This is a genomic window from Pullulanibacillus camelliae, from assembly GCF_014642655.1.
Taxonomy (GTDB): domain Bacteria; phylum Bacillota; class Bacilli; order Bacillales; family Sporolactobacillaceae; genus Pullulanibacillus; species Pullulanibacillus camelliae.
Genome location: NZ_BMIR01000004.1, coordinates 45,080 through 60,994, shown reverse-complemented (window position 1 = coordinate 60,994; position 15,915 = coordinate 45,080). Strand labels below are relative to the sequence as shown.

Annotated in this window: 13 protein-coding genes; 8 read left to right on the top strand and 5 right to left on the bottom strand. The window is 41.5% G+C overall.

What is annotated here, in order from left to right; all coding sequences use genetic code 11:
* Positions 1-40: 40 nt before the first annotated feature.
* Complete coding sequence (locus IEW82_RS05870; protein ID WP_308422127.1) at positions 41-808, top strand: ABC transporter ATP-binding protein; 768 nt, start codon at positions 41-43, stop codon at positions 806-808.
* Complete coding sequence (locus IEW82_RS05865; protein ID WP_188690670.1) at positions 780-2,711, top strand: FtsX-like permease family protein; 1,932 nt, start codon at positions 780-782, stop codon at positions 2,709-2,711. Before IEW82_RS05870 ends, IEW82_RS05865 begins: the two co-directional genes overlap by 29 nt.
* 408 nt (positions 2,712-3,119) lie before the next feature.
* Here the strand turns inward: IEW82_RS05865 and IEW82_RS05860 are convergent, their stop codons facing one another.
* Complete coding sequence (locus tag IEW82_RS05860; protein ID WP_188690667.1) at positions 3,120-3,989, bottom strand: sulfite exporter TauE/SafE family protein; 870 nt, start codon at positions 3,987-3,989, stop codon at positions 3,120-3,122.
* Positions 3,990-4,213: 224 nt separating this feature from the next.
* Here IEW82_RS05860 and IEW82_RS05855 point away from each other — a divergent pair, with 224 nt between their 5' ends.
* Both IEW82_RS05855 and IEW82_RS05850 read left to right on the top strand, forming a co-directional pair.
* A complete protein-coding gene (locus tag IEW82_RS05855; protein WP_188690666.1) occupies positions 4,214-5,209 on the top strand; it encodes a formylglycine-generating enzyme family protein in 996 nt (331 codons plus the stop codon).
* Between the two features lie 44 nt (positions 5,210-5,253).
* Positions 5,254-6,138 (top strand): LysR family transcriptional regulator, encoded by an 885-nt coding sequence (locus IEW82_RS05850; protein WP_188690663.1) that lies wholly within the window; start codon positions 5,254-5,256, stop codon positions 6,136-6,138.
* A gap of 106 nt (positions 6,139-6,244) precedes the next feature.
* Here the strand turns inward: IEW82_RS05850 and IEW82_RS05845 are convergent, their stop codons facing one another.
* From IEW82_RS05845 to IEW82_RS05835, 3 genes are all read right to left on the bottom strand, one after another.
* On the bottom strand, positions 6,245-7,801 hold the full coding sequence (locus IEW82_RS05845) for a cation:proton antiporter (protein ID WP_188690660.1): 1,557 nt from the start codon (positions 7,799-7,801) through the stop codon (positions 6,245-6,247).
* Positions 7,802-9,265: 1,464 nt separating this feature from the next.
* Complete coding sequence (locus IEW82_RS05840) at positions 9,266-10,438, bottom strand: MFS transporter (protein ID WP_188690657.1); 1,173 nt, start codon at positions 10,436-10,438, stop codon at positions 9,266-9,268.
* Between the two features lie 69 nt (positions 10,439-10,507).
* Positions 10,508-11,182 (bottom strand): FadR/GntR family transcriptional regulator, encoded by a 675-nt coding sequence (locus tag IEW82_RS05835; RefSeq protein WP_188690655.1) that lies wholly within the window; start codon positions 11,180-11,182, stop codon positions 10,508-10,510.
* Positions 11,183-12,047: 865 nt separating this feature from the next.
* On the opposite strand from IEW82_RS05835, the gene IEW82_RS05830 reads away from it, so the two are divergent.
* The 3 genes from IEW82_RS05830 (at position 12,048) to IEW82_RS05820 (ending at position 14,859) form a co-directional block, all read left to right on the top strand.
* A complete protein-coding gene (locus IEW82_RS05830; RefSeq protein ID WP_188690652.1) occupies positions 12,048-13,055 on the top strand; it encodes a DUF1646 family protein in 1,008 nt (335 codons plus the stop codon).
* A 365-nt stretch (positions 13,056-13,420) separates the two neighbouring features.
* Positions 13,421-13,792, top strand: coding sequence for a MerR family transcriptional regulator (locus IEW82_RS05825; protein WP_188690649.1), 372 nt, complete (start codon positions 13,421-13,423; stop codon positions 13,790-13,792).
* Positions 13,793-13,863: 71 nt separating this feature from the next.
* On the top strand, positions 13,864-14,859 hold the full coding sequence (locus IEW82_RS05820) for an oxidoreductase (protein WP_188690646.1): 996 nt from the start codon (positions 13,864-13,866) through the stop codon (positions 14,857-14,859).
* Between the two features lie 63 nt (positions 14,860-14,922).
* On the opposite strand, the gene IEW82_RS05815 is transcribed toward IEW82_RS05820, so the two are convergent.
* Complete coding sequence (locus IEW82_RS05815; protein WP_188690643.1) at positions 14,923-15,060, bottom strand: hypothetical protein; 138 nt, start codon at positions 15,058-15,060, stop codon at positions 14,923-14,925.
* 161 nt (positions 15,061-15,221) lie between these two features.
* Here IEW82_RS05815 and IEW82_RS05810 point away from each other — a divergent pair, with 161 nt between their 5' ends.
* Positions 15,222-15,674, top strand: coding sequence for a GNAT family N-acetyltransferase (locus tag IEW82_RS05810; RefSeq protein WP_188690640.1), 453 nt, complete (start codon positions 15,222-15,224; stop codon positions 15,672-15,674).
* Positions 15,675-15,915: the final 241 nt, after the last annotated feature.

Genomic DNA, 15,915 nt, shown 5'->3' with positions numbered 1-15,915 from the left:
CACTAAAACTATCGATAATAAGAGATAGGGAGTGTTCAAGGTGCTCAGTGTAAAAGAACTGACGAAGGTGTACGAAGGGAAAATAGCCCACCGTGCACTTGAGAATATAAGTTTCGAAGTAAGTGAAGGAGAATTTATCGGAATTATGGGTCCTTCAGGGAGTGGAAAAACGACACTTCTTAATATGATTGCAACCATTGACCGACCAACAGCTGGGGAGATTCTCATTGACAGGAAGAATCCTTTTGAGCTGAAGAAAAATGATTTAGCAACGTTTAGAAGAAGAGAGCTTGGCTTCGTGTTTCAAGATTTTAATCTCTTAGAAACCTTGACTGTTGAAGAAAATATTGTTTTACCGCTGACTTTAGAGAGAGTAAGTGTCAAGATCATGAAAGAAAAGGTCAAGACCGTTGCTAAGAAGTTAGGAATCGAGTCGATTTTGAATAAAAGAACCTATGAAGTCTCAGGAGGGCAAGCCCAACGGACAGCCATTGCTCGGGCAATTATTCATTCTCCAAAGCTGCTTCTTGCAGATGAACCGACAGGAAATTTAGATTCAAAAGCATCTAAAGATGTCATGCAGACACTGAGTAATATCAATAAGGAGTTTGCGACAACGCAATTAATGGTGACCCATGATCCACAAGCGGCAAGTTATTGTCAGCGCGTGATTTTTATTAAAGATGGGGCACTTTATAATGAAATCCATCGCGGTGATAATCAAAAAACGTATTATCAAAGCATCTTAGATGTGCTTTCATTGTTGGGAGGGGAATCGGGTGACCTTTCGACAATTCGCGATCTATAATGTCGTGCGTAATAAGAGAACATATGCCGCTTACTTCTTGAGTAGTGCCTTTTCGGTCTTAGTGTTTTTTGTTTATGCTCTATTTATTTTCCATCCGGGTGTAAATGAAGGTGTGACGAAGCAAATTGCGGTGGAAGGGATGAAGGTTGCGGAGTATATTATCTACGTTTTCTCCTTTCTATTCATTTTGTATTCAGTCAGTGCCTTTCTTAAAACCCGTCATCGGGAATTTGGCATCTTAATGATGCATGGGATGAGTCGGCGCCAATTAAATAGTCTGGTCTTTCTTGAAAATATGCTCATCGGCTTTTCATCGATGGTGGTCGGGATCGGTTTTGGTATTGTATTTGCTAAGGTGTTTCTCATGCTCGGCGCTCACATTATGAACTTTGTTGATTTACCCTTCTACCTCTCATGGAAGCCGCTGATTTTAACACTGGTCGCTTTCTTTGTGTTATTTCTTGTGATTTCAACGATGACGCCTTTATTTATACGGAGCAGTAAACTGATTGATTTACTTAAGGGAACAACGAAACCACGGAAAGAGCCAAAAGCATCAGTCATCGTGTCTCTTTTGACGGCCGCGGCCCTCGTTATGGCTTATTATTTATCAGTGACGACAACAACCAATAATATTGGACAACGCTTGCTTATGGTTGTGCCCTTAACGATTGTCACCACCTATTTTCTGTTTTCACAATTGAGTATTTTTGTGACTCGCCTTTTAAAAAGAAAACAAAACTTTTACTTACGATCAACGAACATGATCACCTTAAGCGATTTAGCCTACAAAATGAAGGATAACGCCCGGATGTTCTTTCTTGTTTCGATTGTCTCAACAGTCGCCTTTTGTGCAATAGGGTCCTTTGCGGCAATGAAGAGTATGGATAAACAATTTGCGAAAGAATTTCCATTCGCCATCAATTATGTTTCAAAGCCAGGTGATCAAGCCTTTCATCAACATGTACAAACCATAGAGCAGGATTTAACAGCGAAGCATCTCTCATATAAAAAGGTGTCCTTAACGACCAAGGTGCAAGACAGTGGAAAAACAAAGATACCAGTCACGCTCATATCCGTAAGAGATTACAACCGTTTTGCCCAAGTGCTTGGATTCAGTCCGCTTGAAGTAAAGGATGATGAGGCATACGTTGTTCCTACCTCAATTGATGGGGCGAAGGAACTGAAAAAACATCCAATACGATCTACCACACTTGAACCGAGTGGAAAGGCGCTAAAAATAGCGGGTGTCGCTAATCTTGTTCTTTATAAATATTTCGATTCCAATAGTCTTGTTGTATCGGATGCTGTCTTTAATCAGCTGCAATCGCATGTTAACAAAGATAATCCTTATCCCACCACACCTGTCACTTATGTTGGATACAAAGTGGAGGATTGGAAAGCGACGGATGGGATCGGTGCAAAACTCTCTAAAAACATTAGGGCGCAATTTAAGAAAGATCCTGAAACATCATTGCCGTACAAGTATACGGCGGCTGGTGAAGAGTATAAGTTATCAGAACAAATGTATAGCATTATGTTTTTTATTGCTCTCTTAATCGGGGCTGTCTTCTTTATTGCAGCGGGAAGCTTCTTATATTTTAGACTTTATGCTGATTTAGAAAGAGATCAGCGCCATTATCACGCGATTACTAAAATTGGATTGACAAATAAAGAATTAAACAAGACTGTAACTATTCAACTATCCTTGCTCTTCTTTGTCCCAATTCTCGTTGCGGTCATCCATAGTGCTTTTGCTTTTGTTGCCTTGCAAAGTCTGTTTGCAGTTTCCATTTTTTCAGCTACGTTGTGGGTGCTGTTGTTTTTTATAGCTGTTCAAATTATTTATTTCTTCCTCATTCGCTTCCTTTATCTTAAGCATTTGAAAGCAGGGATCGTGTAATGAAGATTTTTAAGAAAGCGACGGTTCTTTATGTAGTAGCATTTCTCGGGATATTCAGCGGATTTTGTTACTATTACATTCAACAATTATAAACATACTTTGAAGTATTTTACTCATGGAAAAACCTGAACATTTTATTGGAATGTTCAGGTTTTTTCACAACTAAAATTATGTACTTATAAAGGATAGCTTTTGATAACGTTAGCACACTCACACAGAATAAGATATTTAGTGTGTGTCAGGCTAAAGGATTAGGTTCCTCTCCTTTGCTTTTATGGTGGCGGCAAATTTAAGAATATATGCTTGATGGCTCACTAAATGGCCTCATCAACAGCACTAAAAAAGATTCTGATAATCCAAAAACAATCAATGGAATCTTTTTTACTCTTTTGATGTTCAAGCTACTTATTAACTAAAATACATCCTGACCCCGATAATTACCAGCAGTATTGAGAGCATTTGCATGATGACTTTTCCGGGGATGCGTTGTGATAAGATCACACCGAGCTGTGAACCAGCGATAACCCCGATACCTCCCCAAATGACGGTGCTCCAGTCGATGCTACTATAAAATAACTGTGAAATCACGCCTACTAATGAATATAGGCATAACGCAAAAATGGATGTTGCAGTGGCATTGTGAGTAGAAACCTTAAATAGATAAATTAAAATAGGAACAAGAAGCCAGCCGCCGCCGATGCCGAGGTAACTTGATAATATCCCCATGATAAAGCCAAGCGGGATTAACCATTTATCTTGTAATTGGGTGTTTTTCTCAGGTTGTGGGGCTACAGTATTTTGATAAGATATAGCTTCTGCGCCTTCTAATCCGGATGCGGCTTGATTGTATGAAGCACTGGCTGTGGCGATTTCTCTTACAGGTTGTTTTGTTTTTGCCTTTCTTGCAAAAGGAGAATTCTTGCTGAACAAAAAGAGTCCGAGTGCAACGAGTATGGTAGCAAAAACGACAAAAAAGTATTGAGAAGAGAAAGATTGCAATAACCAGACACCCAAAAGTGATCCAGGCAGGGCGCTTATCCCTATAATAAGACCCGTTTTATAATTGATTTTTTTCTGTTTGGCATAGCCCATCACTCCTGACAAGGAATTGATCAAAACAATAACGAGCCCTGATCCAGAAGCAACCGCTGGGTTCATATGGAAGATTAAGAGTAGAGCAGGGACAAATATAAATCCACCACCAGCTCCGACAATGGTCCCATAGCCACCAGCGATGATGCCGATAATAAGAAGTAAGAGTCCTGTAGAAAGTGCCATGATGTTTCCCCCTTCGTCTCTTTCCTCTAAATTCTCTCAAACCGGGTAGTGGGTGTAAATTCACTTTATTTTATAGGGTATAACCAAATTGAATACGCCCAATACCTTCATTTAATGTTAGGATGATAATAAGTAGAAATGTGTTCAAAATAAAACTTCTTGCAATAAATGGCTGACCTATTCAATGCCATCAAAGAGATAATTCTAAAAGGATGTGCGGAAAGATGGAAGAAAAAAATGGCATGCGCTCATGTTGTGCAGGTGGAAGTCGTGCAATGTTTAATGGAACCTTTCAAAAAGCTGAAAGTGTCAAAGAGGCAGATATTAAAAATGAAAAAACGATAAAATTCAAAGATAAAATGGTGTATATTCCTGGAAGGGAATTTCTAATGGGAACGGATGATGAAGAAGGCTTCAAGGCAGATGGTGAGGGACCTGTTCGAAAAGTGCAAGTGGATTCCTTTTACATGGATAGTCATACGGTAACAAACGCGGAGTTCAGTGCTTTTGTGAAAGAGACAGGCTATAAAACAGAATCCGAAAAGTTTGGTTGGTCTTTTGTCTTTCACAAATTTTTGCCTGAGAAGCCAGTTGGAAATATTCAGCGCGTTCCTTCAACCCCATGGTGGTTTGCTGTTGAAGGTGCCTATTGGTTTCAGCCTGAAGGGCCTCATTCATCCATAGAGGATAGAATGGACCATCCTGTTATCCAAGTCTCCTGGAATGATGCGAAGGCCTTTTGCGAGTGGGCGGGAAAAAGATTGCCTACGGAGGCAGAATGGGAATTTGCGGCGCGGGGCGGTTTGGAACAAAAGCGTTATCCTTGGGGGGATGAACTTACTCCAGATGGCAAGCATTACTGTAATATTTGGCAAGGGGATTTTCCAAGAGAAAATACAGAAGAAGATGGTTATCTAGGAACAGCACCTGCTATTTCGTTTCCTGAAAATGGCTTTGGCCTATATAATGTTTCAGGTAATGTGTGGGAATGGTGTGAGGATTGGTTTACGAATGCGCGTGATCCGAAGGAGTGTATCAATCCTAAAGGTCCCAGCGAAGGGCCCTCTAAAGTGATGCGTGGCGGTTCCTATCTATGTCATGAATCTTATTGTAATCGATATCGTGTCGCTGCACGAACCTCTAATACAGCAGATAGCGCCACAGGAAATTTAGGCTTTCGTTGCGTGGTTGACGTGAAAGATTACAAAGCAAGCCTCTAGTTTATATCATAGAGTCATCAGAGAAGGTTAAGAGGGTGGTTCCGATGAATATTGAAAGTTTAAGAATGTTTTGTCATGTCGTTGATGAAGGGAGTATTAGCAAAGCGGCACGTTTGGGTTTTGTATCACAACCGGCTGTGACAAGGCAAATTCGTCAATTAGAAAACCATTACGGGACGACACTATTTGACCGTACAAACGGAAAACTAACGTTGACAGAAGCGGGTAAGATTCTTTATCCCTATGCCAAGGAAATCATTAAACTGGATAACACATCTTTTGAAGAAATTCAGGAGAAACTGGGAGCGGCCGATACCGTCTTACATGTTGGTGCGAGCCTAACCATAGGAGAGTACCTCTTACCGGGTTTATTGGGGAATTTTAAAAAGAAGCACGAGCAGATCAAGTTTAGCCTCTCAATAGGTAATACGCCGCACATTTTATCTCAATTAGAACAGAACGAAATTGATATTGCCTTGGTAGAAGGGGCCGTCAAACAACAGTCGAAATATAAGATAGAGAAGTTTGCTGATGACGAGCTGATTCTAGTTACATCCTATCATCATCGTTGGCAGGATAGGGCCGAGATTGACATTGTCGAGCTGACGGAGGAAAAGATGATTTGGAGGGAACAAAATTCGGGGACGCGGTTGATTGTAGAGAACGCACTAAAAAAATATAATGTGCTTGAGAAAATTGAGAATGCCATGGAACTTGGCAGTCTACAATCCATTAAAAGTGCGGTGGAGGCCGACCTAGGCGTGAGTATTCTCCCAAGGCTAACCGTCACAAAGGAATTAAAATATCATACATTAAGGGAGATTTCCATTAAGGATTTCACTCTCATGAGAGATTTGTGGATGGTCCAGAAAGACCGACGATTCAAAAAAAGGGCCCAAGCTTATTTTGAAGCCTTTTTACAGGAGTAATGGTTTTAGAAGGATGGAGGCATTCATAAGATAGACAGTTGCTTTGAAATTGTGAATGTGTGCGTTTTCTCTATGAACAGAATACTTCTGCCCCAACCTCCAATCGTTATGATTCCTTTGCCTCTTCCAGCGCATCGGCAATTTCCTTGTGTTTTTTATCAATCAAGGAGGAGGAAACCAGTTCCTTAGATTCTAGAGCATTTAATGCCTCGTATTGTCTTGCTAATAATCGTTGCTGCATGCCTTTAATTTGACGATCCTTTAAATCAGGATACTTTTGATAGAGGACGTTAAGCACCTCTTGTTTTTTACGGAGCTTTAGGTCATAGTCCTCTCTTAATTCGGTATAGCTTTCCCCATGCAGCAGGCCGTCCTTCCGTGCGCTTTCAATCTCCTCAATGGCTGCTTCATAACGATAAATATCAGCAATAGCGTCTTGATAATCCTCCTCTTCTTGGTGGGTTTTCGTCAGCTTTAATTTCTGTATAAGAGGTTTGATCGTCAGCCCCTGGATTATCAGGGAGAAGACAACCACTGAAAAGGCAAGGACAAGAATATCATCTCGATGTGGGAAACCGTTGGGCAGACTCAATGCCAGAGCAATAGATAGACTGCCGCGGAGACCACCCCAATAAATAATGTGCTTCCAGCCTCTCTTTAAATTTCTCCCGAAGATTAATACACTGTAAGTGGCAATCGCTCGTGCAATGAGAATAAGGCAAATGGCTAAAAGGATTTCCCAGAAATGATTGGCGAAATTAATGCGATCGATTTCTAAACCAACCATTAGAAAAATCACTGAATTGGCAAGCAGGCTGATGGCATCCCAAAAGCTGCTGATGCTTAATTTTGTGGTAGGACTCATGCCGATTTTTGCCCCATAATTACCGAAGATCAGACCAGCGATGACGACGCTAATGACGCCACTAACATGGATTTGTTCAGATAAGAGATAGCTTCCGAAAAAGCAAATGATCGAAAAGACAATTTCTAAAGGGTAGTCATCAATTAAGGCGATGAGCTTCGAGATGATGTAACCCATAATGATTCCGACAAGGGCGCCACCGCCAACTACCCAAACAAATGTCTCTATAGCATGGAAAAAGCCAAGAGTGCCTTCGTTAATATAAGTTACAAGGGATGTAGAAGCAATCGTGAACAACACGACAGCGACGCCGTCATTCAACAAGCTTTCTCCTTCGACTAGAATGGAGAGACGGTGTTCGACTCCGAGGGTTCGAAATAATCCGATGACACTGATCGGATCAGTAGCACACATTAAGGCAGCAAATGTAAAAGCAACGCTTGTTGATTGACCCAGTACCCATTGTGAGCCAAAACCGACAATAACAAAGGTGATCAGGGTAGCACCGAAGGCAAGCAGAAGAATGGTTCTCTGATTGGTCCGAAATTCCCTATAGGGCAATTTTATTGCTGCTTCTCCTAAAAGGGCAGGTAAAAAGATCGCGATTACAACGGTATGAAAGGTGTTGTTGTTCGTAATAAAGGTTTTGGCTTCTTCAAGGGCTGGAATATCAATAGTCCCAAGGACTAATCCAACAACGACAAGGGCAATGGTGTAGGGCAATCTGGTTAATTTGGCTCCCAAGGCAACGATTGCAGAAATAGCTAAAATAATTAAAAACTGTTCCAGTGTATACATAATATCTCCTTATAAGAACATCTTCTCTCTTTTCATTATAGCTAAATAAGGAAAAGTTAACCCATTTTTTAATTGTAAGAAGCATGCTCTAACGTGCGGGAAGTGATTGTGAATCTAAGAATAAAAGCCGGGTATTCATTAAATTCATTGCTCACGGGGCTTATTAGTGAAGGCCAAGCAATCATTTATGTTGCAAAATATGAGACTGTCGTATGGGTTTAGTGGTTTAATAGGAGTAAGTGTCGTCATTTGCTTGCTACAAAGTTTGTGCGCTTTAGGTCAACGCACCGCCAATGTGTTTGTATCTCAACTGAGCACGACGTTTTTATTAGATTCACTCTTTAAAGAGGGTTTCATGAAATGTTCACCATATAGTTGGTGTGAGTATGGTTATGGAGAGTCATACTATGTTTAAATTAGGTGGTAGGCTAAAGCAAGTGAAAAGGGCGACTTCTTTGACAATTTGAGGAAATGTGACGATCATACCTATTTATGTATACTTTTAAAACCTTTGTGGGTTGAACCTTTAAAGTATACATGCAGCGAAGACTTACGGGCATCCTTAAAGTATATGTCTCTAAGAATTCTATAGGGATGCTGATACTGAAGTCAAGTGTTCATTCAAAGGTCCATTGCTCATTCTAAAAAGATGGTCTAAGAGTTTACAAAAGAATGTAAACCTCTTCGGGTTTAAAAACACATTGTTGGGTTAAATCCACTTCTGACACATAATCTCTTTACTCATCATTAGTATAGGGTGGGGCCTTGGGCTGATTCGAGATCTAATATAATGGAGTTGTTTAAAGTGAGAATTTTTGATCGCGTTCTATTGTTTTTTGCTGTAATTGTCGCATTAATCGTAATCATACTAGGCGTATTGACGATTAAAACATTTTTTTAATGACAAAGGCTTTGGAGATGAAGAGGACTCCGAAGCCTTTTATTAAATAATAAGGAAGTCTAACATTTTGGGTGTTCATGGAGTGATCGTGCCCGTTTCCGCTTCGGGCAGCTCGCTTTTTGCGGGGGCTTATCGATTCCCACTTCCCGCAAGACTCTAGTATTGCGGAGATTCGGGAACACACGATTTTAGAGTGCTCCGAAGCTCTCGCGCCTCGCGCTCCCATTCACTTGACCCGGCAACGAAGCCTCTTTCATATATGATGATGCTCTATACTAAGGACAAGGACCGGGTATGTTTTTCGCCCGGTTTTTCTTATAACACCAGAATTTATAACTTATCGCAGTGCTTATGCGTTTGGTTTTTGGGTTTCGCCACCTGATGACGGCAACCTTAATGTGTGATTGGAAGAAGCACATCAGGAGTGCCAGTATGGTGCAACCTTAATGTGTGATTGAAAGAAGCACATCAGGAGTGCCAGTATGGTGCAACCTTAATGTGTGATTGAAAGAAGCACATCAGGAGTGCACAGTGAAGCGATGCAGGCCAAGTTTTCTTTAGGTTCATGAGCGACTGGTCTGTTCTTCCATTTGCCCCTTTCCCCATCCTAGTAACGCAATAAATAAGAGGAGACAAAGCACAATCATTAAGACAAAGACTTGCTTATCATAGGCAATAAAGTCTCTAAGCCAGCCAGCAATGGCAGGAATGATGCCGCCAAGCATATAACCGACGCCTTGCATCATGGCTGTCCAAGAGCTGGCTTCACTTGATGAGGAAGTCGCGTTCAAAGGCAGGGCGAGTGCGAGAGGAAATAGTCCACCCAGTCCAATAGCGATGACAATGGTCGCTAACCACAGATTGGATAATCCATATACGATACTTAATAGTCCAATAAGAACAAAAAATGTACTTCCTGCAAGCCAGGCCTTATCATTTTTATAAATGTCAGCGAGGGACGGGATGATAAAACTAAAGAGCATTTGTATAAATGTAAATAAAGTGACTAATACCCCTGATTGCTCTTGACTCAACCCAATGGAATGTGCTGCCGGTGCTAGCCATGTGCTCATGCAATAGAAAACGCCCGACTGCAGGCCAAAGATGAGCGTAAAAATCCAGGCCTTTTTGCTTTTAAAAGGTAACTGAAAGCGAGGGGCAGCTTGTTTTACTTTTACTCGTTTTTTGACCAGGGGTAGCCAAGCAAGAAAGGCAATCACAGCGAAGAGGGTCCAGCTAGCTAAAGCAAGCTGCCATGAATGATGCAAGGATTTTTGCAGTGGGATCATTAACCCAGCGCTTAAGGAAGCGCCAATCCCCATCCCTACAGAGTACACGCCGATCATCATTCCGATGCGATTAGGAAAAGTCTTCTTGATATAGCCTGAGACAAGCGGTCCGGCAATAGCTAGGCCAATGCCTAGAAAGAAGGCAGAAAGAAGGAGAAGGAGTGCTGAATGCGCAAATGCTCGAGTGCACGTGGCAATGCCGATTAATACAAGACAAGCCGCAATGGTTTTTTCTAATCCAAAGCGACTGCCTAATGCCGCTGAAAAAAAGGCGAAGGCGCCCATACATATGACAGGAATGGCTGTTAGCCAGCTTACAACGCCATTACTTAAATGCAAGTCGTGACTAATGGTATCTAATACAGGCGAGATGGAGGCAATCCCCATGCGCAAATTTAAGGAGACAAGAAATAATGCAGCAATGATAAACAGTCCGCGTTTTTTCATAACAAACATCCTTTACATAAATTCTTTATACATCATATCATCAGATGTTTAGGTTGTAAATAAGGAGCTTTAACGCTCCAGGTTCTTGTTTACATATTGAACGGCTGCTTCCTCGTCTTGTGCTAGCAGGGCTTGGAATAAGCCTTCGTGGATATCGGTATTGTCACTGTAGTGTGTGGTATTTAAAACAAGACTGCTTAAAATGGTTCTTAGGATAGGCGTAAAGGCTTTATACAAATCATAGAGCACCTGATTACCGCTAGCCTTTGCGATCGCTAAATGGAAATCGATATCTGCCTGTATATAGGTGGTGTAATTGCCTTCCTGTAAGGCTCGAAACCGCTGATCCAAGAACGATTTAATACTTAATAAATCAGCTTCCGTTCGCCGCTCTGCTGCCAGTCTTGCCACCTCGCGATCCAGCATTGTACGGGCTTCGTAGACGTCATGACTATCGGCATGTTGGAGCTGATGATCAAAGGAGGCTTCGTTAGCCCATTCTAAAGAGAGTATCCGTGTGCCGCGCCCTTGCTTGACTTCAAGAATTCCGGCATGAACCAATACTTTTATGGCTTCTCGGAGGGTGGAACGTCCAACAGCAAATTCTTCCATAAGCTGAGGCTCGGGAGGAAGGCGATCACCTACTTTGTACGCCCCAGAAAATATTTTTTGTTTTAATTGTTCAATGATTTCATCCGTCAGCTTTCTTCCAGTGACCTTTGAAAATGAAGATGAATGGGTCATGTGGCTTTCACTCCTACAGTCAACATTACTTTAATTATAACGTGAAATGCTCCAAAAAGATAAATGTAGGCAGCAAGCCCCCACGTCATCACTTTTGGAGAGGTTTTAAGAAATTTTTTATACTATCAGAAATTATAACTTAGCTGCCGCGCATAAAGGAAGAGAGTATAAGGCGGGCTTTGACTTTCGCCACCTGAGGCTTGCGGGCACCCTAAGTGTGTGATGTGCAAAAATCACATCAGAAGTACCAGCGAAGTAGTGCAAGTCTAATTTTCTAAGAAGAAAAAATTATAAAATTTCTGGTCATGAGGATGGTGCGCGATTCCGCTCTCAGGCCGCTCGCTTTCCGCGGGGGAGTAGTAAGCCTCCTCGGGGTCTTACCGATCTCCCACTTCCCACAGGATTCTAGTCTCCGCATCATGAGTCAGCGGCGCCCGAGGAACACATGATTTTAGAGTGTTCCGAATCTCGCGCCTTGCGCTCCATTTCACTTGACCAGGAAATGAAGCCTCTTTCATATTGGAGGGTGCTCTGTACTAAGGACAAGGACCGGGCATGCTTTTCGCCCGGTTTTTCTTATCAGTGTCCAATAGCAGGAACACCAGAGTAAAACCTTATTGTCATTCAAGTGTGAATCGCTTGATCTTTGTGATTTTCGATTGAATATTTTGAATCCTTATCAAGTGTGAATAGCTTGGCAAGATTGTCCCATCACTTGCATATAGTGAACTAATCCCTTTAATGAAAAGTTTAGGTTGAATAGGCTGCGCTTGCTTTACCTTTTTTGCTTAAGCCCTGTGCTTATAAATGTTAGTAACCTTAACAGATTTATAAAGGGAAATTTTTGATGTGGGGCCGGTTATTTATGCAACTTGGGTTATTACTGATCTTCTTTCTTGTCTTATTTCTTCCATTGATCATCACTATAATAGAAAAAAATTTAGAGGTTTTTTTGTTTTTTATGGGTTTATTTGCGGTGTTAATAAGCGGAGGAATGAGTCGCGCTTTATTTGTAAAAGTCTCTCTGGATCCGATACAAATTGCTGGTGCCGTTTTTATTGCAGGGCTGCTCTTTCGTTGGTTACAAAGGCCGTTAGAGAAAATGATTCATGGCTTCCGTAGCCTAATGCCTTTTCGTCTATTCATTGGTTTATCTGTTTTTTTCCTAGGCTTGCTTTCGAGTGTGATTACGGCAATCATCGCTGCTTTAGTTATGGTGGTCATCGTCACGACTTTACAAATGGATCGTAAGTCTGAAATTAAATTTGTCGTGCTATCGTGCTTTTCCATTGGACTGGGTGCTGCGCTAACCCCAATTGGTGAACCTCTTGCTACCATTGTTGTCGGTAAGCTACATACGTCTTTCTTTTTTCTTATGGAATTAATCGGTCCAGAAATTATTGTGGGCTTACTTTTATTCTCCGTGCTTGCTGCCTTGGTGGTAAAAAGGCAAAACAGACATTACCTTGAGCGGAGTCGACCTCATAGAAAAGAAGGTTATGAAGAGATAGGTGTTCGCGCCCTCAAAATTTATTTCTTTGTTATGGGTTTAGAGTTTTTAGGCGAGGGATTTGAGCCCTTGATTAATAAATACTTTACTTCGCTGAGTCCCTCGCTTTTATATTGGATAAATATGATCTCGGCAGTATTGGATAATGCGACCCTTACTGCGGCAGAGATTGGTCGCTCAATGAGTACGCCTACATTAAAGGCGATTTTACTCGGTTTATTAATCAGTGGCGGTATGCTTATTCCAGGGAATATACCGAACATTATCTCAGCGGGGAAATTAAAAATTACGAGTGCTGAGTGGGCAAAAATAGGGGTTCCGTTAGGTTTATGTGTGATGGGGATTTTTTATTTGTGGTTATAAAGGAAAAGCGATTTATTTATAAAATTTTGGAGGGGCCGATATTGCTATTCGCTTCAATATGCTTGATCTGCGAAGGCGTATTGTGGTGGGCAAATGTCCCAATCACAACTTGAACGTAACAAAAGAGAGACACACTGCACAAGGAAGGCATTCGTTTTCTGAGGGAGAGTGCTAAGCCTTCTCGAGCTGCGCGCTGGAGGGGCGTTTTTTTATGGGGAACTCGCTTGAATGGTGAGGTATAGATAGAGTTATACTGGTTTTAAGTCACTTAAATTTTTCCTTTCCTCCATTTTAGGATTTTTAGATGTTGACATGGAGTGAACTCCATGTTGTAAAGTTATCGTGTGTAGAGGAGGTGCATCTGTATGACAGGACTCCGAATATCAGAAGTGGCAGAAATGACGCAGCTTTCAATGGACACGCTGCGGTATTATGAGAAGATTGGCCTTATTCCTATTCCAAAGAAGAACAGCAGAGGATACAAGGAATATACAGACGCTGAACTGCGCTATATCACCTTCATTATTAATTTGAAGCGAACGGACATGCCACTTGCTTCTATAAAGGCGTATATCGATGCCTATAATCAAAATGAGATTACCGAGTGTTATCAATTGCTAGAAACGCATGCAAAGGACGTAGAGAAGCAAATTGCAGAAAGACAAAGCATTTTGCAAACGATCCAATATAAACTCGACCATTTCAAGGAAATTGATGGGGGAGCAAAGAAAAGCTGAATGTTTCTTATGAGGAAGTATAAAAGCATGCGTATTAACCAATGATTGATGAAAAAATGGAGGTAAGACTAATGTTGAAGCAGCAAGCGAAGCCGTTAACAAAGCAAGTGCCCATAGATTCAGGATTTGGGCCGAGAACGACAGCACAAGAGGTACTGGGAAATCAGAATTTGAAAGGGAAAATAGCGATTATAACAGGGGGCTACTCAGGGCTTGGTCTTGAAGCCACGCGCGTACTCGCAGAGGCAGGAGCCACGGTCATTGTGCCAGCACGGACGAGAGAAAAGGCCGAAGCAGCGCTTAAAGATTTGCCAAATATTGAGCTGGAGACACTAGATCTCTCTGATCCTCAGTCTATTAACGCTTTTACACAGCGCTTTCTTGCCTCTAGTCGCCCGCTTCATATTCTTATTAATGCTGCTGGGATTATGGCAGTCCCACTTAAGCGTGATTCCCGGGGCTTTGAATCACACTTTGCAACCAATCACCTTGGGCATTTTCAACTGACAGCAGGATTATGGCCGGCTTTGAAGCAAGCGAATGGAGCAAGGGTGATTTCCATGTCTTCTCGTGGACATCGTATGAGTGGCATCGACTTTGCTGATCCGAACTACCATCATAGAGATTATGATAAATGGATGGCTTATGGCCAATCAAAGACAGCCAATGCGTTATTTGCTGTTGAGTTAGATAAAAGAGGAAAAGCGGATAATGTCCGCGCCTTTGCGGTGCATCCTGGAACCATTGTTACTGATCTGGCAAGACACCTTTCTGATGAGGAATTAAAAGCAATGGGGGCACTGGATGAACGTGGGCAGCGGCGAATAATGGAGTATAATCATGAGACAAAGACAATTCCCGAGGGTGCGGCAACCATTGTTTGGTGTGCGATAAGCGAGCAATTGAAAGGTAAGGGTGGCGTGTATTGTGAAAATGTGGATATCGCAGAAATTAATCCAGTCAATTCACCTACACCTGGCGTTAGACCTTGGGCGATGGATCTAAAAGATGCCGAACGGTTATGGACTTTAAGTGAAGAGCTTACAGGGACAACATTTGATATATAAATTGTGATTTTAAAGGGCAGGGTGTAGGTCACCCTGTCCTTTAATTATGGCGTAAAAGAGAGGTTAATCCTGATCTGTTTTTTTGGCATTGTGTTTCTTATCTTCTTTATTCTTACGATTTGGAAAGCTGACTGCATAGTCTAAGTGTCTTGAAAATTCCTCATTAAAACGCTGCGAATCCCGTTTTTTATTAGAGTCCAATGCCTTGCCTCCTTTTGCTCTCATTTATTAGTAAATTGTCTTACAGGCTCTATTATTATTCACCTCAATTTAAAAAGGACTTGTAAGATGAAAAATGGCCTTTGTAAAAATTATAAAAACATGAAATAATGAACAAAAATTAAAAGGAAAGCGCGAGGCGCATGTTGATTAGAAAACTAAAAAAGGATGAACGCCCGCCGATGACGTTATTGCTATTAGCTGACCCTTCTCGCTCATTAATTGAAGATTACATCAAAAGTGGAGAATGCTTTCTTGCTGAAGCGGCAGGGCAGGTCATCGGTGTTTACGTGTTATTGTCGACCAAGCCAAAGACAGTAGAATTAGTGAATCTTGCTGTGGATGAGCATTTTCAAGGGAAAGGACTTGGAAAGCATTTAGTGAACGATGCCATTCGTGTCGCTAAAGCAATGGGCTATAGAAGATTTGAAGTGGCAACAGGGAATTCAAGCCTTGGCCCGCTCGCTCTTTATCAAAAATGTGGCTTTAGAATAATAGAGGTTGAACACGATTATTTTGTGAAGCACTACTCAGAGGTAATTATAGAAAACGGGATGCGATGTATGGATAGGGTTTGGCTAAGCTTAGAGCTTTAGAGAGATCTGGGAAGATAGCCGTAATCCCTTCAGTTGTTTTAATTCTATGATTTCCTACAAGCGATAACTATAGAAATATTTGCAATTTGGGATTATGATAGCTACGAGGATGACAATTCCAGCTGCAGCTGCGCTGCTATGAAGTGGCAGAAAAAAGGACATAAATCTCTAATGCTGTTCTTTTGAATCTTATTTGTTTCTGTTGAGTCATTCTAAATACACCTAAGAAGGAAGAGGATGG

Coding starts and splice junctions, on each gene's coding strand:
- IEW82_RS05840 (WP_188690657.1), bottom strand. CDS start 10,438: ATGAAAAAACGCGGACTGTTTATCATTGCTGCATTATTTCTTGTCTCC.
- IEW82_RS05850 (WP_188690663.1), top strand. CDS start 5,254: ATGAATATTGAAAGTTTAAGAATGTTTTGTCATGTCGTTGATGAAGGG.
- IEW82_RS05855 (WP_188690666.1), top strand. CDS start 4,214: ATGGAAGAAAAAAATGGCATGCGCTCATGTTGTGCAGGTGGAAGTCGT.
- IEW82_RS05860 (WP_188690667.1), bottom strand. CDS start 3,989: ATGGCACTTTCTACAGGACTCTTACTTCTTATTATCGGCATCATCGCT.
- IEW82_RS05825 (WP_188690649.1), top strand. CDS start 13,421: ATGACAGGACTCCGAATATCAGAAGTGGCAGAAATGACGCAGCTTTCA.
- IEW82_RS05820 (WP_188690646.1), top strand. CDS start 13,864: ATGTTGAAGCAGCAAGCGAAGCCGTTAACAAAGCAAGTGCCCATAGAT.
- IEW82_RS05830 (WP_188690652.1), top strand. CDS start 12,048: ATGCAACTTGGGTTATTACTGATCTTCTTTCTTGTCTTATTTCTTCCA.
- IEW82_RS05845 (WP_188690660.1), bottom strand. CDS start 7,801: ATGTATACACTGGAACAGTTTTTAATTATTTTAGCTATTTCTGCAATC.
- IEW82_RS05835 (WP_188690655.1), bottom strand. CDS start 11,182: ATGACCCATTCATCTTCATTTTCAAAGGTCACTGGAAGAAAGCTGACG.
- IEW82_RS05810 (WP_188690640.1), top strand. CDS start 15,222: ATGTTGATTAGAAAACTAAAAAAGGATGAACGCCCGCCGATGACGTTA.